Source organism: Nonomuraea sp. 3N208 (assembly GCF_052245935.1).
Taxonomy (GTDB): Bacteria; Actinomycetota; Actinomycetes; order Streptosporangiales; family Streptosporangiaceae; genus Nonomuraea.
On the sequence record NZ_JBQQBR010000046.1, the window covers coordinates 69,341 to 92,183 of the forward strand.

10 protein-coding genes are annotated in these 22,843 nt (G+C 71.7%); 1 reads left to right on the top strand and 9 read right to left on the bottom strand.

The features are described from left to right. Positions 1-85: 85 nt before the first annotated feature. Positions 86-2,560: a PEP/pyruvate-binding domain-containing protein gene (locus ACTWPT_RS47985; protein ID WP_443184233.1), complete on the top strand. Its 2,475-nt coding sequence runs from the start codon at positions 86-88 to the stop codon at positions 2,558-2,560. Positions 2,561-2,620: 60 nt separating this feature from the next. Here ACTWPT_RS47985 and ACTWPT_RS47990 read toward each other — a convergent pair whose 3' ends face one another. From ACTWPT_RS47990 to ACTWPT_RS48030, 9 genes are all read right to left on the bottom strand, one after another. After that, on the bottom strand, positions 2,621-3,595 hold the full coding sequence (locus ACTWPT_RS47990; protein WP_443184234.1) for a methyltransferase: 975 nt from the start codon (positions 3,593-3,595) through the stop codon (positions 2,621-2,623). Positions 3,596-3,607: 12 nt separating this feature from the next. Beyond that, on the bottom strand, positions 3,608-4,351 hold the full coding sequence (locus ACTWPT_RS47995) for a thioesterase II family protein (protein ID WP_443184235.1): 744 nt from the start codon (positions 4,349-4,351) through the stop codon (positions 3,608-3,610). After that, positions 4,348-5,382, bottom strand: coding sequence for a Gfo/Idh/MocA family oxidoreductase (locus ACTWPT_RS48000; RefSeq protein WP_443184236.1), 1,035 nt, complete (start codon positions 5,380-5,382; stop codon positions 4,348-4,350). Before ACTWPT_RS48000 ends, ACTWPT_RS47995 begins: the two co-directional genes overlap by 4 nt. Continuing rightward, positions 5,379-6,506, bottom strand: coding sequence for a saccharopine dehydrogenase NADP-binding domain-containing protein (locus tag ACTWPT_RS48005; protein WP_443184237.1), 1,128 nt, complete (start codon positions 6,504-6,506; stop codon positions 5,379-5,381). The genes ACTWPT_RS48000 and ACTWPT_RS48005 overlap by 4 nt, the downstream gene beginning before the upstream one ends. Further along, positions 6,503-11,875 carry an amino acid adenylation domain-containing protein gene (locus ACTWPT_RS48010; RefSeq protein WP_443184238.1) on the bottom strand — a complete coding sequence of 1,791 codons (5,373 nt, stop codon included), beginning with the start codon at positions 11,873-11,875 and terminating at the stop codon, positions 6,503-6,505. Before ACTWPT_RS48010 ends, ACTWPT_RS48005 begins: the two co-directional genes overlap by 4 nt. Further along, a complete protein-coding gene (locus ACTWPT_RS48015) occupies positions 11,872-18,150 on the bottom strand; it encodes an amino acid adenylation domain-containing protein (RefSeq protein WP_443184239.1) in 6,279 nt (2,092 codons plus the stop codon). The genes ACTWPT_RS48010 and ACTWPT_RS48015 overlap by 4 nt, the downstream gene beginning before the upstream one ends. A 102-nt stretch (positions 18,151-18,252) precedes the next feature. Continuing rightward, positions 18,253-21,348 (bottom strand): non-ribosomal peptide synthetase, encoded by a 3,096-nt coding sequence (locus ACTWPT_RS48020; protein ID WP_443184240.1) that lies wholly within the window; start codon positions 21,346-21,348, stop codon positions 18,253-18,255. 2 nt (positions 21,349-21,350) lie between these two features. Then, positions 21,351-22,172, bottom strand: a complete 822-nt coding sequence (locus ACTWPT_RS48025; protein ID WP_443184241.1) for a hypothetical protein — start codon at positions 22,170-22,172, stop codon at positions 21,351-21,353. Between the two features lie 26 nt (positions 22,173-22,198). Continuing rightward, positions 22,199-22,843 (bottom strand): beta-ketoacyl reductase (locus ACTWPT_RS48030; protein ID WP_443184242.1); only part of this gene is annotated, 645 nt, incomplete at its 5' end.

Genomic DNA, 22,843 nt, shown 5'->3' on the forward strand with positions numbered 1-22,843 from the left:
TTTAGGGGTGGGCCGCCATTTCCATGGTTCATACCGTGGAACAGGCGGCCGTTTCTCTTCCCAGCTGAATTTTGGAGATGAGCCTATGAACACCCTTGCCCTGGCCGACCCTGGTGCCGAGTTGGAGATCGTCGGTGGCAAGGGCGAGTCCCTCGCCCGCCTGGCCCGGGCCGGCCTGCCGGTGCCCGCGGGTTTTCACGTCACCACCGGTGCCTACCGCGACTTCGTCGCCCGTCACGATCTTCGGAAGGCGATACTCTCCGGGGACGCGGGCGAGATCCAGGCGTTGTTCGCCGCCCACGAGATGCCCGCGGAGATCGCCGCCGACGTCAGGGCCGCGTATGAGGGGCTGGGCGGGAACCCGGCGGTGGCCGTGCGGTCGTCGGCGACCGCGGAGGACCTCCCCGGGATGTCGTTCGCCGGGCAGCAGGACAGCTATCTCAACATCCGCGGCGCCGACCAGGTCCTGGACGCGGTCAAACGCTGCTGGGCCTCGCTGTGGACCGAGCGGGCGATCGCCTACCGCGACCGCCACGGCATCTCGCGGGACGAGGTGGCCATCGCGGTCGTCGTCCAGGAGCTGGTGCCCGCCGACGCGGCCGGCGTGATGTTCACCGAGGACCGCGACCGGCTGACCATCAACGCGGCGTGGGGGCTGGGCGAGGCGGTCGTCGGCGGCCTGGTCACGCCGGACACGGTCACGATCGACCGGGCCGTCCGCATGGTCATCGACCAGCGGATCGCGGCCAAGACCGTCATGACCGTACGCACCGCCGAGGGCACCCGCGAGGAGCCGGTCCCGCCCGGCAAGCGCGAGGAGCCGGTGCTCACCACGGCGCAGGCGGTGGGGCTCGCCGAGCTGGGCATGGACATCGAGGAGCTGTACGGGCGCCCGATGGACGTCGAATGGGCGCTGCACCGCGGTCGTCCGTACATCCTGCAGGCCAGGCCGATCACCGGCCAGCGCGAGGTGTGGAACGACTCGCTCAAGGGCGACTACCTGTGGAGCAACGGCAACCTGGGTGAGGCCATCCCCAGCGTCATGACGCCGTGCACCTGGTCGCTCGTGCAGGCGTTCATCTCCGAAATCATGATCGTCAGCGACCTCGGCGGGCACCCCATGTGCGGGAACATCGGCGGCCGCGTCTACATGAACATGAGCCTGACCGCCTCGCTCGGCAAGTCGCTCGGCATGTCCAAGAAGATCCGCGACACCCAGCTGCCGGTCTACGGCAAGCTGCCCGAGGGCGTCGAGACCCCGCTGCTGCCGATGTCGCGCTGGCAGACCCTCAAGGCGGCCAAGCCGATGCTGGGCGGACGCCGCGAGATCCAGAAGCTCGTCGCGCGGATCCCGGAGTACATCGCCACCGCGCCCGCGATCACCGAGGAGCTCCGCGCCAAGATCGCCGGCAGCAACGACCTGGTGACGCTGTGGCAGGACGAGGTCGAGCCGAGGTTCGCGGAGTGCAACCGCATGCTCGCCGCCGCCGCCCGCCAGGACGCCGGCTCGCTCGTCTACCTCGGCGCCCGGCTGGCGAAGCTGGTCGGTGAGGCCGACGCCACCGTGCTGATGTCCGGGGTCCAGGGAGGGGACGGCAGGCTGGAGAGCCTCGGCCCGCTGCTCGGCCTGGCGCGGATCAAGCGGGGCGAGATCTCCCGCGAGGAGTACATCGGCCGGTACGGGCACCGGTGCCCGGACGAGTTCGAGGTCTCCGCGGCCCGGCCCGTGGAGAACCCGGACTGGCTGGAGGAGCAGCTCGCGGGCCTCACGGTCGATCCGGCGGAGCTGCTGGAGCGGCAGGAGGAGGCCGGCCGGGCCGCCTGGCGGCGCTTCCACGAGCGTTACCCGAGGAAGGCCGCGAAGTTCCGCCGCGACGTCGACCGGTGGGAGGCGATCGTCCGCTCCCGCGAGGAGACCAGGTCGGAGATGATGCGCGGCTTCTGGATGGTGCGTGACTTCGTGGTGCGCGCCGGGGAGGTGACCGGGCGCGGCGACGACCTGTTCTTCCTGACGATCTCGGAGATCCTGGACGTCCTGAGCGGCTCGCGCCGGCCGCTGACGCGGGTCGACGGGCGGCGGGCGACGTACGAGCTGTACAAGTCGCTGCCGCCGTACCCCGGCATCATCCGCGGCCGGTTCGACCCCGAGCGGTGGGCCGCCGACCCCGACCGCCGAGGCGACGTGTACGACGCCGCGGCGACGGTGGCACCACCGTCGCAGACCATCAGCGGCTTCCCCGGCGCGGCCGGCGTGGTCGAGGGCACCGCCAGAGTGCTCGCGTCCGTGGCGGAGGGCGACCGGCTGGGAGAGGGGGAGATCTTGGTGACGACCGTGACGAACGTGGGCTGGACGCTGCTGTTCCCGCGGGCGTCGGCGGTCGTCACCGACGTGGGGGCGCCGCTGTCGCACGCCGCGATCGTGGCGCGTGAGCTGGGGATCCCCGCCGTCGTCGGGACCAGGAACGCCACCATGCTGGTGCGAGACGGTGACCGGATCCGCGTCGACGGGAGCACGGGCAGCGTCGAGGTGATCACGGAGGCGGCGCTCGTACTGAGCTGACCGCGAACGCGATGAAGGCGCCGGGCTCGCGGGGAGCCCGGCGCCTTCCTGCATGTGGTCTCAGCGGGTGGCGGTGAGCAGACGCATGCCGAGCGGCAGGTCGAGCAGCCTGCCGGGGGTCAGCTCCGCTTCCTCCATCAGCGCCCGGTACTCCGTCTCGGTGCGTTCCCGCCCTCCGGTCATCACCATCATGTGCAGGTCGAAGGCGAGCGGCAGGTACGAGTCCGGTCCGACGACCCGCTCGATGACCAGCAGCTCGGCCCCGGGCGCCATCGCCTTCGCGCAGTTGGTCAGCAGGACGGCGCAGCGTTCGTCGTCCCAGTCGTGCAGGACGCGCGACAGCAGGTAGACGTCGCCGCCCTCGGGCACGGAGTCGAACAGGTCGCCGCCGGCCAGCTCGCATCTGTCGAGCACCCCCATCCGCTCCAGGTGCGCGGGCGCGGCGGCGATCACGTCGGGAACGTCGAACAGCACGCCCCTGGCCTCCGGGTTCTCGCGCAGGACGGCGGCCAGCAGGGCGCCTGTGCCGCCGCCCAGATCGACCACTCGGCGCGGGCCGGAGAAGTCGTACGCGGCGGGCACGTGGCGGAAGAACGACGCGCCCGCCGCCATCCCCGCGTTGAAGACGGCCGCCTTGTCGTAGTCGCCGGCCAGGTGCGCGAATACGGGCTTGCCGTGGACGTGCTCGAAGGCCGGCTCGCCGGTGCGTACGGCGTGCGCCAGCCCGCCCCAGGCGGCGGCGAAGTAGTCCTCGCCATAGAGCGCGGCCAGCGGTCCGAGCGCCTCGCGGCGCAGCTGCGCTCCCATCGGGGTGAGCCCGTATCTCTCGTGGTCGTCGGTGTCAGCCAGGCCCACCCCCGCCAGCAGGCGGAGCAGGCGGCGCAGGGCGCCGGGGTCGGCGCCGACCTCTTCGGCGATCTGTTCGGGGGCCAGGCGGCGGCCGTGGAGCGTGTCCGCCACTCCGAGCCGGACCGCGGCGAAGGTGGCCTGCGCCACCCATCCTCCGGTGAGGATGCGCATGAGCTCCTGCTCCATCGTTCTCCTTCCTCAGGGCGTGGACAGCCACGTCATGGCGACGGCGCGGGACAGCTCCGCGATGACCTCGCCCTGCCGCGGCACGAGATAGAAGTGGTCGCCGTCCAGCACCCGGACGCCGCATCGGTCCCTGGTCAGCTCGCCCCAGCGGGCCGCCTGTCCGGGGGTCACCTCGGGGTCGTCCGCTCCGAGCAGCACGGTGACGGGGCAGGCGAGCACGCCGCCCGGACGGTGCCGGTAGGTCTCGTCCACCCGGTAGTCGTTGCGTACGGCGGGCAGGGTCAGCTCCCGGATCTCAGGGTCGGCCATGAGCTCCCGGTCCACGCCGCCGAGCCGGACCAGCTCGTCGACCAGCTCGTCGTCGGAGCGCTCGTACGTGTCGCCGGCACGGTGCTCATGGGGCGCGTGCCGGCCCGAGGCGAACAGGTGCGTCACGCCCCGGCCCCTGGCCTCCAGCTCGCATGCCACCTCGTAGGCGAGCAGCGCGCCCATGCTGTGCCCGAACAACGCGACCGGCCGATCGAGCAGGGGCGCCATCGCGTCGGTGATGAGCTTGGCCAGGTGGTGGGCGTCGTCGATGAGCGGGGCGGCGCGGCGGTCGGCCCGTCCCGGGTACTGCACGGCGCGCACCTCGATGGCGGGCGCCATGTCCCGGTGCCAGCCGCGGTAGAAGCTCGCCGAGCCGCCGGCGTGCGGGAAGCAGAACAACCGTGTCCCGGCGTACGGCCTGGGCTGGTGGCAGTGGAACCAGTTCATGACAGCTCCGCGGCGGAGAGGGGTTGTGGCGCCGTCTGGACCAGCAGCTCGGGGCGGCCGATCGCGGCGGTGGCGGACAGCCAGAGGCGGCTGAGCGTCAGGTAGTACTGGCCCTGGCGCAGCGGGTCCTGCCCTTCCTCGGCCGCGCGGCGCAGCTCGGTCAGCGCCCGCCTGACGCCCTGGGGCCACAGCTTCGTGACGATGTCGTGGAAGGTGGGCGCCTGGGCGGGGCCGATGGTGGTGGCGCTGGGCAGGCGCAGGTGGTCGGCGCCGGTGGCGAACCGGTCGTCGGCGTCGCGGCCGACGTACATGCGGGGGCTCCAGACGAGCGGGCCGTGGGTGTTGACCAGGGTGAGGCTGCCGCCTTCTGCGCCCACGGTGATGCGGTGCAGCAGGTGCAGGTGGGCGTCGGGGTCGTTGGGCGCGATCTGGTTCTGCACCCGGAGGGTCAGGGGGACACCGCCGATCGTGCCGGTGAGGCAGGTGAAGGGCGCGCCCGGCGCGGTGGCGGTGAACGTCCACGGGCGCAGCGCGCCCAGGGCGCGACCGAGGATGTCGAACAGGGCGTAGGCGACGTGGACGCTGCAGGCGGCGTCGACGTAGAGCGGCTGCTGGAGCTCGAACAGGCGGCGGGCGGTGGCGATGAACTCGCGTACTGGGTCAAGGTGGACGTACAGGGTGTTCACGTGGTGGACGGCGGGCGCGGCGCGTGCGGTGCGCAGGCAGCGGGCGAGTTCGTCGGCGTGCATGGGGTGTTCCTGCAGCACGTGCACGCCGCGGGCGAGCAGGGCAGTGGCGAGTTCGGTGCCCTCGCCGCCGACGACTCCGGACCGTACGACCACGCAGGCCAGGTCGGCGAGCTCGGGCACCTGGTCGGGGTCGGTGATCAGCGGCACTCCATGCTGCTCGGCGTACGCGGCGGAGCGGGCGCCGCCGCGGGCGAGGATGCCGGTCAGCTTCATGGGGCCCTCCCGCAGGGCCGACAGGTAGATCTGGCCGAACTTGGTCCCGCACACCACGACCCGCTTCACAGCGCGCCCTCCTCGAACGCCGGCGCCGTCAGGTCGATGGGCGCCAGCCCATCGGTGATCTCGATCGCCGCCACGGCGTCCAGTTCGGCCGGCATCCGCGCCGGGTCGAGCACGGCGTCGGCGTGGTGAACCCCCGGTGGGATGCCGCCCTCCAGCACGGCCGTGGTCGCGTGGGCGACGACGGCGGCGGTGAGCGCGTAGGAGTCGGCGGTGCGCAGTGCGAGCGTCCGGGTGCCCTGCGGGCTGCTGAGCTGGAAGAGCAGGACGTAGTACGGGGTGCGTCCGGCTAACTCGAGCTCGGCGGCGCGGGCGAGGCCGGCGGCGCCGGTGAGGTCGGCGGCACCGGTGGGGTTGGCGGAGGAGGCCGCGGTGGCGGCGGTGGCGAGGATGCGGTCGCCGGTGATGACGTTGTACCAGCGGGCCTCCGCCAGCCCGAGATCGCCGGCCACCCGCTCCGCCTCGGCGCTCAGGTAGGGGTAGGCGGTGACAGGTCCGGGGAAGTACGGCAGCTCGACGTCATGGGCGGGGGTCAGGGCCCGGGCGACCCTGCCGCCGCCGCGCCACGCGGCCAGCGCGGCCCCTTGCTCCTCCTGACCGACGAGCATGATGTCGCCCGCGGCCGCGGGGGTCAGCCGGTCCAGACCGCCGGTGTAGACGTCGAGCCGGAGCGGCCCGCTGTCCGAGCCGGCGAGCGCGGCGAGATGACGCGGCAGCAAGCCGGTCAGCCCGGGCAACATGCCCGCCTCCACCACCGCCACCCATCCATCCGCAACGCCGTTACCGGTCGCCGTCCCTCCAGGGCCCAGTTCGGGGAAAGCGGCCGGGTTGCCTGCCGCGTCCACGTAGTCGGCGCCCGCGGCTCGGGCGGCTCGGGCCACTCGGTCGTGGAGCAGGTAGGAAGGGCCCGCGCAGTTGACGATGACGCGGCAGCCGCGGCAGAACCGGGCCAGGGAGGCCGCGTCGTCGGCGTCCACCTGCCAGGCCTCGCCCTGCCCGCCCAGCGCGTCGCGGACGAAGCGGCGCGCCGCGGCGCCGTCCCGGCCGCCGACGCGGACGTCCCGGCCGGTGAGCAGCCGGGCTGTGGTGCTGCCGACCGCGCCGTAACCGCCGAGGATGCCGATCATGCGCGGACCCCGGTGATCAGGCCGGCCACGCCTGGGGCGCGCGCCTGGTCGAGGCAGCTGAAGTGGTCGCCCTCGATGTCGTGCACGGTGAGCAGGCCCAGGCAGAGGTCGCGCCAGAAGCCGGTCATGTCGTCCTGCAGGGTCGGGACGAGGTTGGTGACGCCGCGCTGGCGCAGGAACGTGATGTCCCCCGCGTACGGCTCGGGGTCGTAGCAGGTGACGGCGGTAAAGCTCTGCTTGAACACCCGGTAGGCGAGATCGACCCGCTCGGCCGGCTGGCCGAGGCCGCTGGCGAGCGCCGCGAGCCGTTGCACCGGCGGGGTGGCGGCCAGCGCGGTGAAGCGGCGGCCGATCTCCGCCAGGCCGTGGTCGCCGCTGCCGGCGAGCGCGGCCAGGCTGCCTTCGCGTACCTGCCCGGGCGACGAGTCCAGAACGGCGTGCAGGGCTCTGGCCAGGTCCTCGCCGGGGTAGCCGAGCCGGGCCGGGTCGAGGCCGCAGGCCTGGGCGAAGCCGTACTCCAGCATGAGCTGGTCGTCGATCCGGTACGGGAAGCGTGCGCTGCTGATGACGGTGAGCTCGGCGACGACCGCGCCGCTCTCGGTGAGCCGGCGGGCGACCTCGGTGGCGATCAGCCCGCCCATGCAGTATCCGATGACGTGGTAGCTGGTCGCGCGTTCCTGGAGCAGGAGCCGGGCGTAGGAGCCGGCCAGCGCGTCCACCGCCTCCTCGGGCGCCAGCTCCAGGTAGCGCTGGGCATCGTTGATCGCCAGGCCGAGCAGCGGCGAGCCGGACAGCTCCGGTACGAGCGCCCGGTAGGGGGTCAGGGTGCCGGTGCCGTCGTGGAGCAGCACCCGCGCCGGGCCGTCGCCGCCGGCCAGGCGGATCAGCGGGCCGGCGGGGGCGGCGGGCCGGCCGCGTTCGCGGTCGTCGCGGGCCTGGCGGAGATGGGCGGCCAGCGCAGCGACGGTGGGCTGGTTGACGATCTGGCGGACCAGGCTGTCCCAGTAGAGGTCGTGTGCCTCGGGCAGGTCCTCACGGATCCGCCCGGCGAGCCGGGTGACCAGCAGTGAGTCGCCGCCCAGCGCGAAGAAGTCCTGGTCCCTGCCGATCCGCGGCAGGCCGAGAAGGTCGGCCCAGAGCGTGGCGAGCCGCCGTTCGAGGTCGTCTCGCGGTTCCTCGCCGGCCGCCACGCTCTCGCCGGCCGTACGGGGCAGCAGGGAACGCAGTTCCGCCCGATCGATCTTGCCGTTGTCGGTCAGCGGCAGCCGGTCCACCACCTGGACGTGGGCCGGGATCATGTAGTCGGGCAGCCGTTCGGCGAGGAACGCCCGCAGCCCGGCGAGGTCGAGGCGTTCCCGGTCGGCGGGGAAGCGGGCGGCGAAGACGCACTGCCCGAGCGAGGCCAGCGGATCGGCCGGCTCCGGCAGGCAGGCCAGGGTGCGGGCGCCGGCCGCCTCCAGCAGGTCGAGCCACTCCTCCCGGGCGACGAACGTACGGTCGCGGCCCTGCCGCACGTCGGCGTAGTCGTGCGGGTTCATCAGGAACTCCATCGAGCTCATGATCTGCACGTGCTCGCGGGTGGTCTCGATGAACACCAGCCAGCCCCCGGGCGCGAGCAGCTCGCGGAACCTGGCCAGCACGGCGGCGGCGTCGTGGGAGTTGTGCAGGACGTTGGCGCACAGGATGACGTCGAAGGAGTTGGGCTCGTAGCCCTGGGCGCGGTAGTCGGCGTTGATGTCGAACAGGCCGTACCGCACCCACGGATGGCCGGCGAAGCGTTCGGCCGCCTGGTCGAGGAAGAACTTCGACAGGTCGGTGAACAGGTAGTCGACGTGGTGTCCGGCCAGCTCGGGGATCAGCTCGGCGCTGGTGCCGCCCACGCCCGCGCCGGCCTCCAGGACGCGGAGCGGCCCGCCGGTGTGCTGCTCGGCGACGCGGCCCAGCACGGCGCGCACGATGCGGTTGACGTACCTGCTGAGGACGTTGTCCTTGTACGCGCCTTCGGCGGTCTCCAGCTCGCCCTCGGGGAACAGCAGCGCGCGGGCGTCGAGCTCGCCACGCATCAGCTCGGGCAGGTGCGTGGTGCTGACCCGCAGGAAGCTGATCAGCTCGGCTCCGTAGTCGAGCCCGTCGGCGAGGCTCTCGACCCGCGCCCAGAGCCGCTCCACGCCGGCGCTTCCGCGCAGGTTCCGGTACCGGCCCGCGGCGTCGCGGTCGAGCAGCCCGCGCTCGTGCAGCGCGGTGAGCCAGCGCCGGATCAGCCGGTGGTGGCCGGGCGCGACCCGCGCGGTGTCCAGCATCTCCGCCAGGTCGTGTGCGCTGTCCGCGCCGGTGAACAGCCCGCCCGTACGCAGCGCCGCCGCCATCGAGGTGAGCGCGATCTCGTCGAGAGTCTCGGCGACCGCCACCACGCGCGGCAGGTCGACGCCGTTGATGGCCGCGCGGGCCGCCGCCTGGGCTGCGGCGGCGACGTCGGGCGCGTCGTCCTGGTCTTCTTCCTTCTGCACGGCCTGCGCGAAGCCGATGAGGCGGCGTTCGAGCGCCCGGTCGCCGTCGACGATCACGGCGCCGGCCGCGACCGCCGGGTGCGCCTGCAGCGCGGTCTCCACCTCGGCCAGCTCGATCCGATGGCCGCGGATCTTGACCTGCGAGTCCTCCCTGCCGAGGAACTCGATGACGCCGCCGGGCCGGTAGCGGCCGAGGTCGCCGGTGCGGTAGAGGCGTTCGCCGGCGTGCTCGGCGAAGCGCTCGGCGGTCTTGGCCGCGTCGCCGAGGTAGCCGATCGCCACGCCGGCGCCGCCGATGTGCAGCTCTCCCGGCACCCAGTCGGGGCAGGGCCGCCCGGCGGCGTCGAGCACATGGAAGGTCTGGTTGGCCAGCGGCGTGCCGTACGGGACGCTCACCCAGCCGGGCAGCGGTTCCTCGACGCGGTGGTGGATGGACCAGATCGCGGCCTCCGTCGCCCCGCCCAGGCTGATCACGTCCAGCCCGGGGATCCGGCGGCGGATCTGGCCGGGCAGCGCCACCGGGATCCAGTCGCCCGACAGCATCGCCAGCCGCAGCGCGGTCAGCTCCGCCCGGGGCTCGGCGTCCAGGTAGTGCTGGAGCATCTGGAGCTGCGCGGGCACCGAGTTCCACACCGTGACCCCGTGCTCGGCGGCGAGCTCGGCCCAGTGGGCGGGATCTCCCCTGCGGGCCGGGCCGGGCAGCACGAGGGCGGCGCCGGTGGCGAGCGTTCCGAAGACGTCGTAGACCGACAGGTCGAATCCGAGGTTGGCCAGTCCGAGCACGCGGTCATCCGCGCCGATCTCGAAGCGGGCGTTGATGTCGTCGATGGTGTTGCGGGCGGCCCGGTGGGAGATCATCACGCCTTTGGGCACGCCGGTCGAGCCCGAGGTGTAGATGACGTACGCCAGGTCGTCGGGATGCCGCAGGGCCGATGGGACCTGCGCTGCCGGTGGGAGCGTGTCGACCGCGATCCAGCCGTCCTCGGCGCGCCAGGACTGCGTGAGGACCAGGCGGGCCGAGGCGTCGGCGAGGATGTGGTCGCGCCGCGCCGGCGGCTGCCCGGTGTCCACGGGGAGGTACGCGCCGCCGGCCAGCAGCGTGCCGAGCACGGCCACGACCTGTTCGACGCCCTTGTCCATGACCACGGCGACGATCTCGCCCGGCGTGTGCCCCGCCTCGTGCAGCGCGTGCGCCACCGCCATCGCGCGGTCCAGCAGTTCGCCGTACGTGATCGCGCCTGCTTCGCTGATGACGGCAGTGCGTTCCGGCGCGCGGCGGGCCTGGGCCACCACCTCGTCGTGCAGCAACCCGTCGGGGAGCGGCGCGGCGGTGGCGTTGACCAGGGCCCGGCGGCGCGCCTGCGGGCCGGGAAGCGGGACGGGAGACGCCGACGCCCACGTCTCGCCGACGGTCAGGTCACGCAGGAGCGCAGTGAAGGCGGCGAACATGTCGTCCACGAGCCCATCGGGGAACACTCCCGCGCGCACGTCCCAGTTGACCAGCAGCGCGCCGCGGTGTTCCTTGATCTGGCAGTCGATCCACACCTGGGGCGTCTGGCTGATGCCGTACTCGGGCGTCCCGTGCTCGGCGTCGTCCTGGCCGAGGCCGACGGCGCTGGTGAACACCACCGGCATCAGCGCGGCGTCGCGGCCGCGCCGGCGGGCCAGCTCGCGGATGACCTCGACGCCGCCGTGGCGGCGGTGCTCCATGTCGGCGAAGAGCTGCCTGCCGATGGCGCGGGCGCGGTCGGCGAAGGGGGCGGCCGGCGTGGTGTCGACGGCGAGCAGGTTGAGCGTGGTGAAGTCGCCCACGACCCGGTCGATCTGGGGGTGCAGCGGCGGACGGTCGAGCAGCGTCAGGTTGAGCGTGAACCTCGGCCTGCGGCTCCACCGCCCGATGACCTCGGCGTAGGCGGCCAGCACGGCCTGCGACGGCGTGGTGCCGGCCGCGGCGGCCCGTTCCCGCAGCCGCGCCCACTCCTCCGGCTCCACCCTGCTCTCCCAGCGTTCGAACCGCGGGTCCGCGTCCTGGCCGAGCGCGGGCAGCTCGGGCGCGGGCGGCAGGTCGTCCATCCGTGCCTGCCAGTAGGCGCGGTCCCGGTCGTACCGGCCGCTCTCGCGCTGCGCGCGCAGGGCCAGCACGCAGTCACGGAAGCTCACCGGTACCGGCGGCAGGTCCGCGCCGGGGTCGTCGTGCAGCAGATGCAGCTCGGCGAGCAGGAGCTGGATGCTGACGTAGTCGGCGATCAGCAGGTCGATCGAGGCGTGCAGGAGCGCGCCCCGGTCGGTGCGGGAGATCCGCAGCTCGAACAGCGGCCAGGCGCCCGCCGGGTAGACCGTGTGCGCCATCTCCTCGCGGATGGCGGCGAGCCGCTCCTCCGGGTCGGCGCCGCGGAGGTCGGCCACGTGTACCTCGTAGCCGGGGACCTCGGCCAGCACCTCTTGGTGGCCGTCGGGATGGATCACGGCGCGGAGCATGTCGTGGCGGCCGATCAGGGTGCGCCAGGCGGCTTGGACCCGCTCCGGGTCGAGTCTGGGGAAGGCGACCTCGACGTAGCCGTGGCAGGCGACCCCTCCGTAGCCGAAGGCGTCGTTGCGGCCGAGCAGGTAGGCCTGCTGGACGTCGGTCAGCGGGAACGGGTCGAGGCGGCGGGCGGGGTCCGGGCGCACGGTCTCGGCCGCGGACTCGCGGCGCAGGTGCGCGATGATCTCAGGCTTGGCGCCGACCAGTGCCGCGCGCCGTTCCTCGGTCAGGGCTCCGCTGGGCGCGCGGAAGCGGAGGCTGCCGTCGTCCTCCCACAGCCGGATGCCTGCCGCCTCCATGTCGGCGATCAGCTCTCGTACGGCTGGTGCCTGGGTCATAGCACGCCTTCCTCCGTCAGGCCGATCGCCTCGGCGCAGTCCGCGATGGTGGGGGTGGTGAAGAAGCGGCGCAGCGACAGCTCGACGCCGAGCCGCCGCCGGGCCAGCTCGGCGAAGCGGGTGGCGAGCAAGGAGTCGCCGCCCAAAGCGAAGAAGCTCTGGCCGCGGCCCGGGGGCGGGATCTCCAGGAGTTCGGCCCAGAGGTCGGCGAGTTGTTGTTCCAGGCCTGGGCGTGGGGGGTCGTCGTCGTCCGGCAACGGGTCCGGTTGTGCGGCCAGTGCGCTTCTGTCGATCTTGCCGTTGGCGGTGAGGGGCAGGTGGTCCAGGGTGGTGATCGTGGGTGGGATCGCGTAGCCGGGCAGGCGGTCGGCCAGGAAGGACCGTAGTTTGTCCAGGTCCACGTCGTGCGGGGTGACGAAGGCGGCCAGCCTGCGTTGCCGCCGGTCGCCGACTGCCAGGGCGACTGCCCGGGTGACATGGGGGTGGGCCTCGAGTGCGGCCTCGATCTCGCCCAGTTCGATGCGGTGACCCCGGATCTTGACCTGGTGGTCGGCCCGGCCCAGGAACTCCAGCGTGCCGTCCGGCCAGTAGCGGCCCAGATCGCCGGTGCGATACCAGCCATCGACGAACTTCGCCGCCGTGGTCTCCGGATCGCCCCGGTAGCCCTTGGCGACCCCGGCACCGCCGATCCACAACTCCCCCGGAACCCAGTCCGGGCAGTCCCTTCCTCGCCCGTCCACCACCCGGTAGCGCTGGTTACGCAGAGGGAAACCGTAGGGGATGGACGTCCAGTGTGAGGGCACGCGATCTACTTCGAAGGCGTTGGACCAGATCGCCGCCTCCGTCGCACCACCCAACGCCACCAGCCGCCCCGACAACCGGGCCCGCAAATCCAGGCCCACCCAATCGCCCGACACCAACGCCAGACGCAACGGCGGCTCCGCCACGGTCAACAGCATGTCCAGCAGCGTCGGCACACTGTTCCAGACCGTCACCCCATGCGCCGCACACAACTCCGCCCAACGCTGGGCGTCACGCCGCTCGCCTTCCTCGGGCAACACCAGCGCGCCACCCACCGACAACAGCCCGAAGATGTCGAACACCGACAGATCGAAATCCAGCGCCGAGACCGCCAGCACCCGATCATCCGGGCCGATCCCGAAACGCTCGTTGATGTCCACGACCGTGTTCAGCGCCGCCCCATGACAGACCTCCACACCCTTCGGCTCCCCGGTCGAACCCGACGTGAAGATCACATAAGCCGACATATCCGGCGACACCGCCACCGGCCCCGCCAACGGCCGCCCCGCCCTCGGCAGCTCCGTCAGCACCTGCCGGACACCGGCCCGCAACAGAATGCGCTCACGCCGGGCAGCCGGTTGATCCACCCCGACCGGGACATACACACCCCCGGCCGCCAAGATCCCCAGCACAGCGGCGATCTGATCCGGCCCCTTGGGCAACACCACACCCACCGCATCACCAGGCGCAATCTCCAGACAGCCCGCCACCTCAAGCGCCTGATCCGCGAGCTCCCCATACGACACCATGCGATCACCGGCGATCAACGCCACACGACCCGGCTCACGCCCCGCCCACGCGAAGAACCCCTCGTGAAGCACTCCCTCCGGCAACGGCCCTCGCGTATCGTTCACCCGCCCACGCACCACCGCCTGACCGGACGGCAGTGGGACCGGAGGAGCAGCCGCCCAGTGCCCCAGGGCCAGCCAGTCCAGCAACCGCTCGTACGCCTCGAACATCGCGTCCAGCACCCCGGGCGCGAACAGCTCCTCCACCGCGTCCCACCGGACCAGGAGTTCGCCGTCCACCTCCCCCACCTGACTGTCCAGCCAGACCTGCGGGGTCTGTGACACGCCCCAGACGGGTTCGGCGAACGAGAGGCTGTACGCGCCCTCGCCGGTGACGCCGAGCGTGCTGGTGAACACCACCGGCATGGTCATCTCGATCGCGGCCGACCGCCTGGCCAGCTCGCGCATCACCCAGACCGCCGAGACCTCGCCGTGCTCCAGGCCGTTCCACACCTCTCCCTGCAGCCGGCGCGCGCTGTCCAGCCAGGTGCCGCCCGGGCGGTAGCCGACGAGCAGGAGCGAGGTGAAGTCGCCGAGCACGCGGTGGATGTCGGGATGGACCTCGCGCCGGTCGAACAGCGTGAGGTTGAGCGTCAGCGCCTCCTGGGCGCTCCACCTGCTCAGGACCTCACCGAAGGCGCTCGCCAGCACCGTGGCGGGGGTCAGCTCGTACTGCCGGGCCACCTCGGTGATGGCGCGCCACCGTTCGGCGGGCAGCCGGAGCTCGCGGCGGGCGAACCGCGGCCGGCCGATCATGGCGGGGTCGACACGGAGCGGCAACTGGGGGGCGGGCGGCAGCTCGGGCAGCCTGTCGGCCCAGTAGGCCTGTGCGGTTTCGAAGACGGCGGGATCGGGGTTCTGCGCGAGCACGTAGTCGCGGAACGACACCTCGATCGGAGGGAGGACGGTGGTGGGGTCGTGGTAGAGCTGGTCGAGTTCGGCAAGGAAGATCATCATGCTCAGCGCGTCGACGATGATGTTGTCGAAGCTGATGCCGAGCCGTACGCGGCCGTCGTGGCGGACGGCCCGCGCGTCGAACAGCGGCCAGGTGGACACGTCGAGCACTTGGTGCGACATCTGCTCACGCAACTGCTCGACGCTGTCGGCGGCGGCGATGGTGAAGCGCGGGACCTCGGGCAGGATGCGCTGGAGCCCGTCGGGGTCGAAGACCGCGCGCAGCATCTCGTGGCGCTTGATCAGCAGGTTCCAGGCCGTTTCCAGCCGGTCGAGGTCGATGTCGCCGTCGAACTCGGTGTAGAAGTGGCAGCCGACGCCGCCCAGCGTGAAGTGCTCGGCCCGGCCGAGCCAGTAGGCCCGCTGCACCTCCGTGGGCGGGAACGGGTCATGCCGGTGCTCGATGTCCGGCGTCAGCGCAGGGGCGGGCGGGGCCGCCTGTCCAACGGTGAAGGTGGCCGCGAAGTCGGCCAGCACCGGCGTCTGGAACAGCAGGCTGAGCTTGGCGTCGGAAACGCCTTCCGCGCGTAGCCGGGCGATCATGCGGGTGGCGAGCAGGGAGTCGCCGCCGAGGGTGAAGAAGTTGTCCGTGCGTTGTACGGCCGGGAGGTCGAGCAGGTCGGCCCAGATGGTGGCGAGCACGGTCTCGGCCGTGCCGATGGGCGGCTCGTGTGCGGTGCTTTCCGGGATGTCGGCGACGAGGGCGGCGAGCGCGCTTCTGTCGATCTTGCCGTTGGCGGTGAGGGGCAGGTGGTCCAGGGTGGTGATCGTGGGTGGGATCGCGTAGCCGGGCAGGCGGTCGGCCAGGAAGGACCGTAGTTTGTCCAGGTCCACGTCGTGCGGGGTGACGAAGGCGGCCAGCCTGCGTTGCCGCCGGTCGCCGACTGCCAGGGCGACTGCCCGGGTGACATGGGGGTGGGCCTCGAGTGCGGCCTCGATCTCGCCCAGTTCGATGCGGTGACCCCGGATCTTGACCTGGTGGTCGGCCCGGCCCAGGAACTCCAGCGTGCCGTCCGGCCAGTAGCGGCCCAGATCGCCGGTGCGATACCAGCCATCGACGAACTTCGCCGCCGTGGTCTCCGGATCGCCCCGGTAGCCCTTGGCGACCCCGGCACCGCCGATCCACAACTCCCCCGGAACCCAGTCCGGGCAGTCCCTTCCTCGCCCGTCCACCACCCGGTAGCGCTGGTTACGCAGAGGGAAACCGTAGGGGATGGACGTCCAGTGTGAGGGCACGCGATCTACTTCGAAGGCGTTGGACCAGATCGCCGCCTCCGTCGCACCACCCAACGCCACCAGCCGCCCCGACAACCGGGCCCGCAAATCCAGGCCCACCCAATCGCCCGACACCAACGCCAGACGCAACGGCGGCTCCGCCACGGTCAACAGCATGTCCAGCAGCGTCGGCACACTGTTCCAGACCGTCACCCCATGCGCCGCACACAACTCCGCCCAACGCTGGGCGTCACGCCGCTCGCCTTCCTCGGGCAACACCAGCGCGCCACCCACCGACAACAGCCCGAAGATGTCGAACACCGACAGATCGAAATCCAGCGCCGAGACCGCCAGCACCCGATCATCCGGGCCGATCCCGAAACGCTCGTTGATGTCCACGACCGTGTTCAGCGCCGCCCCATGACAGACCTCCACACCCTTCGGCTCCCCGGTCGAACCCGACGTGAAGATCACATAAGCCGACATATCCGGCGACACCGCCACCGGCCCCGCCAACGGCCGCCCCGCCCTCGGCAGCTCCGTCAGCACCTGCCGGACACCGGCCCGCAACAGAATGCGCTCACGCCGGGCAGCCGGTTGATCCACCCCGACCGGGACATACACACCCCCGGCCGCCAAGATCCCCAGCACAGCGGCGATCTGATCCGGCCCCTTGGGCAACACCACACCCACCGCATCACCAGGCGCAATCTCCAGACAGCCCGCCACCTCAAGCGCCTGATCCGCGAGCTCCCCATACGACACCATGCGATCACCGGCGATCAACGCCACACGACCCGGCTCACGCCCCGCCCACGCGAAGAACCCCTCGTGAAGCACTCCCTCCGGCAACGGCCCTCGCGTATCGTTCACCCGCCCACGCACCACCGCCTGGCTGTCAGGCAGCCGCACCGGAGCGGCGACCGACCAGTCCCCCTCCGCCAGCCACTCCAACAACCCCCCGTACACCTCGAACATCGCGTCCAGCACCCCGGGCGCGAACAGCTCCTCCACCGCGTCCCAAGCCAGATGGAGCCCCTGGTCGTACTCGTTGATCTGGTGGTCGAGCCAGACCTGCGGGGTCTGCGTGATCATCCACCCGGGCGCGCCGAAGGCCTCGCGTACCTCGGGGGCGATCAGGTCGGTGCCCAGGTTGCAGGCGAACACCACTGGAGCTCCAGTGTGCTCCCCGTTGCGGGCGAGGTCCCGCAGCACGTCGACGCCGGAATATCCGGTGTGCCGGGCGTCGGCGCGGAAGCGGGCCTGCAGGGCGCGGGCGCGGTCGGCGAACGGCTGCTGCTCCGACAGGTCGGCGGCCAGCAGGATCAGGTTGGTGAAGTCGGCGACCAGGTGGGCCACGTCGGGATGGACGGTGTCGTCCCGGTCGAACAGCGGCAGGTTGAGCAGGAAGCGCGACTCGCCGCTCCAGGCCGCGAGCACCTCGCTGTAGGCGGCGGCCAGCACCATCGCCGGAGTCAGCCCGTACGCGCGTGCCCGCTCCTGGATGCGCCGCCACGAGTCCACGGGCAGCCACCGCTCGCGGCGGACGAACCTGGGCCGGGTGATCCGGCCAGGTTCCACGGCGAGGGGCAGCTGGAGCGCGCCGGGCAGCTCGTCCAGCCTGGCGCGCCAGTACTCCTGGTCACGGGCGCGCCGCGCCGCGCGTTCGGCCTGGCGGGCGGCCAAGTAGCGGGGGAACGAGTAGGACAGGCTGGGAAGCGGCCGGCCGAGGTAGAGCTGGGCCAGATCCTTCAGCAGGATCTGCAGGCCGAGCACATCGGCGACCAGGAAGTCCACCTCGAAATGCACCCTTGTGCGCCCGCCGGGCAGCAGCGACAGCTGAACGTCGAACACCTCGCCCTTGGAGGCGTCGAAGCGGCGGTGCGAGAGCCGTTCCCTGAGGCTCGAGGCGGCGTCCTCGCCGAGCTCCGACAGGTCGTGGACGGTCAGGCCCGGCCAGGGGCTGGTGTCCATGATCTGCTGGGTGCCGTCGTCGTGGAAGATCGCGCGCAGCATGCCGTGCCGCTCGATCAGCGCGCGGACGGCCTGCTCCAGCTTGGCGGGGTCGATGCCCGGGCCGTCGAACTCCAGGTAGGCGTGGCAGCCTACGCCCCCGATGACCTGTCCGTCGCCCCGCCCGATCCAGTAGGCCAGCTGGACCGGGGTGAGCGGGAACGGCGCCGCCTCGTCCACGGCCGGCTCCGGCTCCGTGGGTACGTCGGCGCCGGACAGCCGCGAGCGGACCAGCGACCACCAGGCCGCGAGCGTGAACTCCGTCGCCAGCTCGGCGAACACGATGCGGGCTCCCGCGCGGCGCCACCGTCCGGCCAGTCTCATGGCACGCAGCGAGTCCAGGCCGAGGCTGATCAGGTCGGCGTCGTCCGTGACCGCGGCGGGGTCGAGATCGAGCTGGCCCGCGATGTCCGCGCGCATCGAGTCGAGCGTCGGTGGCGAGGCGGCGGGGCGGCCGGAACGCCGGGATGGCACGAACGAGACTTCGTCGACTTTGTCCAACACGAAAAGAACCCGCCTCTCCACTGCTGCCGCAGACTCACGTCGCTTCCGCGGCCGGGTGGGACCCGGCCGCGGACCTGTTGGCTTGGGAGCTCCGCTCCCTTGTCAGGCGTTGTCGAGGGCCGCCTGCAGCCTCCGGGCGAGCCCGGCCGGGGTCGGCTCCTCGAAGATGTCCTTGAGCTTGAGCCGGATCTTGGTCTCCCGCTTGATCTCCTGCAGCAGCTTGACCGCCAGCAGCGAGTGCCCGCCGAGCGCGAAGAAGTTGCTGGCCGGGCCGAGATCGTTGCGGCTGAGCATGGCCTTCCACAGCGCCACCAGGGAGTCGACCAGGGCGTCCCCGCTCTCGGCCGGGATGTCGGCCTCCTCGACGCCGGCCTGGGCGTCGCGCAGCTCCAGAGCCAGGCGGCGGAGTGCGGGGTAGTCGACCTTGTCGTTGCCGGTCATCGGGAAGGCGTCGATGGTCACGTACTCCTGCGGGGTCGCGGAGTACGGGAGTGACGCACTCGCGTGCTCCCACAGCTCCACGGTGACCTCGGGCCGTTCCGGCGCCACCACGAACGCCCACAGGACCGCGTCGGCGCTGGGGTCGCCGACGACCACGACCGCGGCGGCCCGAACGTCCGGGTGGGTCAGCAGCACGTTCTCGACCTCGGCGAGCTCGATCCGGTTGCCGCGTAGCTTGATCTGGCGGTCGAGCCTGCCGAGGATCTCCAGCTTGCCGTCGGACGTCCACTGCGCGAGGTCGCCCGTACGGTAGAACCGGCCGTACAGGGGGTGCTCGCCGAACCGCTCCGCGGTCAGCTCCGGACGGTCGTGGTAGCCGATGGCCACCCCGTCGCCGGCGATGCACAGCTCGCCGCGGACCCCGACCGGCAGCGGGCGGCCGTCGGGGGCGGACACGTACACCTTGGTGTTGGCGATCGGCACGCCCACGTCCACGCGGTCCGCGGCGGGGTCGATCCGGCCGGCGGTGGACCAGATCGTGGTCTCCGTGGGGCCGTACACGTTGTAGAGCTCGCACCCGGTCGCGGTCAGCCGCTTGGCCAGGACGGGCGGCATCGGCTCACCGCCGCAGAGCACGCGGCGGCCGGCCAGCAGGTCCGCGACCTGGTCGATGACCATGCGCCAGGTGGTCGGGGTGGCCTGAGCGACGGTGACGTCGTACCGTCGCAGGGCCTCGGCGAGCGGCTCGCCCTGAGTGCGCGCGTCGTCCGGCGCGACGGCCAGCCGCGCGCCCGTCGCCAGGGGCATGAACAGCTCCAGCATGGAGATGTCGAAGCTGAACGTGGTCAGCCACAGCACGGTGTCCTGCGGGCCCACCGCCAGCTGGTGCGCGAAGTGCGCGATCAGGTTGGCCAGGCTGAAGTGGTCGATCAGGGTCCCCTTTGGGAGCCCGGTGGAGCCGCTGGTGTAGATCAGGTACGCGCAGTCCTCCGGCCTGACGGTGAACGGCGCGACCGTCCCGGTGATCGGCGTCACCGAGTCGACGGGCACGAGCGGCAGCACCGTGCGGTCGCCGGAGACGGTGATCCCCTCGCCCGCGAGGACCACGGCGGCGCGCGCGTCGTCGAGCTGGTAGTCGAGGCGCTGCTGGGGGTGGTCGGGTTCGAGCGGCAGGTACGCCGCCCCGGCGAGCCACACGCCGAGCGCCGCCGCGGCCAGCTCGGGACCGCGCCGCGCGAGCAGCGCGACGACGTCGCCCCTGCTAACGCCGGCGGCCTCCAGAACGTCGCGGGTGGCCTCGGCGGCGGCCCACAGCCTGCGCAGGCCGACGCGGCGCTCGCCGTCGAGCACCGCGCCGCCGTCCTGTGGGAGATCGCCGTCTTCCTGGGGCGCGGCCGAGACCCGGCGGGCGATCCGCTCCAGCACGGTCGCGGGCGTCACGGTGCGTTCCGTGGCGTTGGCCATCTCGATGGCCGCCCGGTCCCGGTAGCACCAGACGAGGACGTCCGAGAGCGGCGTGTCGGATTCCTCCGCGAGCGTGACGAGCAGTTCGTCGAAGCGGGCCAGCATCAGCTCCACGTCGGCCCGGTCGAACACGTCCAGGCAGAACGCGGTCCTGATCTTGATGGCGTCCTGAGTGGACGTGACGAAGAACTCCAGGTCGAACTTACTGAAACCGTTCTCGATCACCAGCTGCTCGGCGCTCAGGCCGCCCAGCGTGAACGTGGAGGTGAGGTCGGCGGGGACGTAGTTGAAGGTGTGCCGGAACAGGTTGTTGCGCCAGCCGTCACGGGGCACGATCTCCAGGAGGTCGTCGACCGGATAGTCGGCGTGCGACATGGCCTCCATGAACGTGCGCCGGACGACCCGCGCGTACGTGCGGAAGCTGTTCGCCCAGTGCACCCGCGTACGCAGCGTGAGCACGTTGATGTGGTAGCCGATGCGCGTGGCGGCCTCGGGCGTCCGGACGCTGACCGGCGAGCCGACGGTGAGGTCGGGGCCCGCGCCGTGAGCGGCGAGCAGCACGCCGTAGGCGGCCAGGAGGACGACCGACTCGGGTGCCCGCAGGTCGCGCTGCATCTGCCGGGCCGCGTTGCGGGCGGCGGGCGACAGCTCCCAGTTGATCACATCGCCCACGAGGGAGGTCTGCGACGCCTCCGGCTGCTCGCACCACAAGTCCAGGTCGCCGGCGTGGAATCCGTCCAGCTTCTCGCGCCAGAACTCGCCGCTGACGGGCGCGGGCTCCGGCTCCTCCCACGCCGGTACGACGTCCTGGGGCGGCGACTCGCCCGACGTCAGGGCGTTGTAGAGCGCGACGAGCTCGTTCATCAGCAGCGCCGACGACAGGCCGTCGAAGATCGCGTGGTGGATGGCCAGGCAGTAGACCTCGCCCGCCTCCTCCTCCAGGACGGCGGCGCGGACCAGCACCCCGCCGTCCGGCTGGAACGGCCGCGCGACGAACTCCGTCAGCCACTCCCGCCCGGCGCCCGGGCCGCCTTCCTCGAACCGCAGCCCGGCCTCCTCGGGCGGCACGATCTCACGCGTCATCCCGTCGGTGTCGATGCGGAAGACCGTACGCAGGATCTCGTGGCGGCACATCAGGCGGTTGATCGCCTCCAGCATGAGGGGACGGCTCGCCCGGCCCGCCACGCTGAACGCCACGCCCAGGTTGTTGACCCCCGTACCGGGGACGAACTCCTCCAGCATCCACAGCGCCTGTTCCTTGCGGGTGGCGCGCTGGCTCAGCACTTGCTCCATGATCATCTCTCCAGCAGCTTGGTGACGGCCCGTGCGACATCGCCGGACGTGAGCAGCACGTCGTGACCCTCGGTGAACGTGAGCTCTTCGGCGACCACGTTGTCGCGTCCGGCTTCGCGCATGCGGTTGAGGCCGTTGCGCGGATTGGAGGAGGTCACCGCGGCGGCGCTCCGCCAGCCCTCCCAGGGGTCCAGGTGGTCGGCGTAGGTCAGGAAGGACAGGAAGGCGCCCAGCGTCTCCCACATCTCCTCGGAGTACTCGACGTCGAAACCGGCCCTTTCGAACGCGTTGTGGCCGACATCGCGGAAGGCCGCGTACAGCTGGGCCGCGTAGCCCTCCACCGTGATCCCCTCGACCTGCAGCAGCCGGTCCATGGTCTCCCGCGTCTGGGTTACGTCCTCCTCGCTGAGAATCGAGGAGAGGATTCCGAAGACCTTGCCGAACTGGAAATAGACGTTCTCCAGACTCGTGGGCTCCGGGTCGAACACGATGAGCTTGGGCGCCTTGCCCTGCAGCTCGGCCAGCAGGTCGACCAGCTCGGCCGCGTACACGGCGCCCACGCAGTAGCCCATGACCGCGTGCACCTTGCGACCGCTCTCCTTGATGGGCTCGATCCAGGAACGGACATAGGCGGCTCCGTCAACGTCGGAGCCGGGCGCCACGGCGGGCGGGTGCACGTGCCAGAAAGTCGCGTCGTAGTTCAGATTCCGCACCAGATCGGGGAAGCCGGCCTCCGCCCGGCCGGTCTCGGTGAAGTCCACGCAGAGCACCAGGTCCGCCGAGTCGGATTCGTTGAGCGTCGTCCAAGTGGTTACCAGGGTCATAATCATTCCTTTGATCGGCGTTCTGCCTAGGAACTCCCGCCCTCGAGGGCGAGCTGAATCAGGAGGTCGGTGTCCATGGTGTCGATCTCCTCGGTCCTGCCGTTCATCTCTCCGTCCTCGTCCGGGGCGGCCAGGCTGAACAGGCTTTCCAGCAGCCCGGCCGCACGCAGCCGGGAGATCGGGATGGTGGTCAGGAGCCGGCGTACCTCGGTGTCGCTGCGGGACACGTCGGCCGCCGCGGCCGCGGCGGCCGGGAAGAGCTGCTCCAGTACGAAACGCGTCAGGTCGTGGGGAGTCGGGTAGTCGAAGATGAGCGTGGCCGGGAGCCGCAGCCCGGTGGCCGCGTTGAGCTGGTTGCGGAGCTCGACCGCGGTCAGGGAGTCGAAGCCGAGGTCCTGGAAGAGGCGCCGCGACTCGATCGCCGACTCGTCGGCGAACCCGAGCACGGCGGCCACCTGGCCCTTGACCAGGTCGGACAGCGCGGCCTGCCGCTGGTCCTGGTCCATCACGGCGAGCCGTTCCGCCAGCCCCTGAATGGGGCGGCCGCGGCGAACCTTGGTCCGTGTCTGAGCGAATCGTGCGGGGATCAGCACGGCCCGGTCGGACGATACAGCGGTGTCGAACAGGGCCAGCCCGTCCTCGACGGACAGCGGCTGAACGCCCGCGCGCTC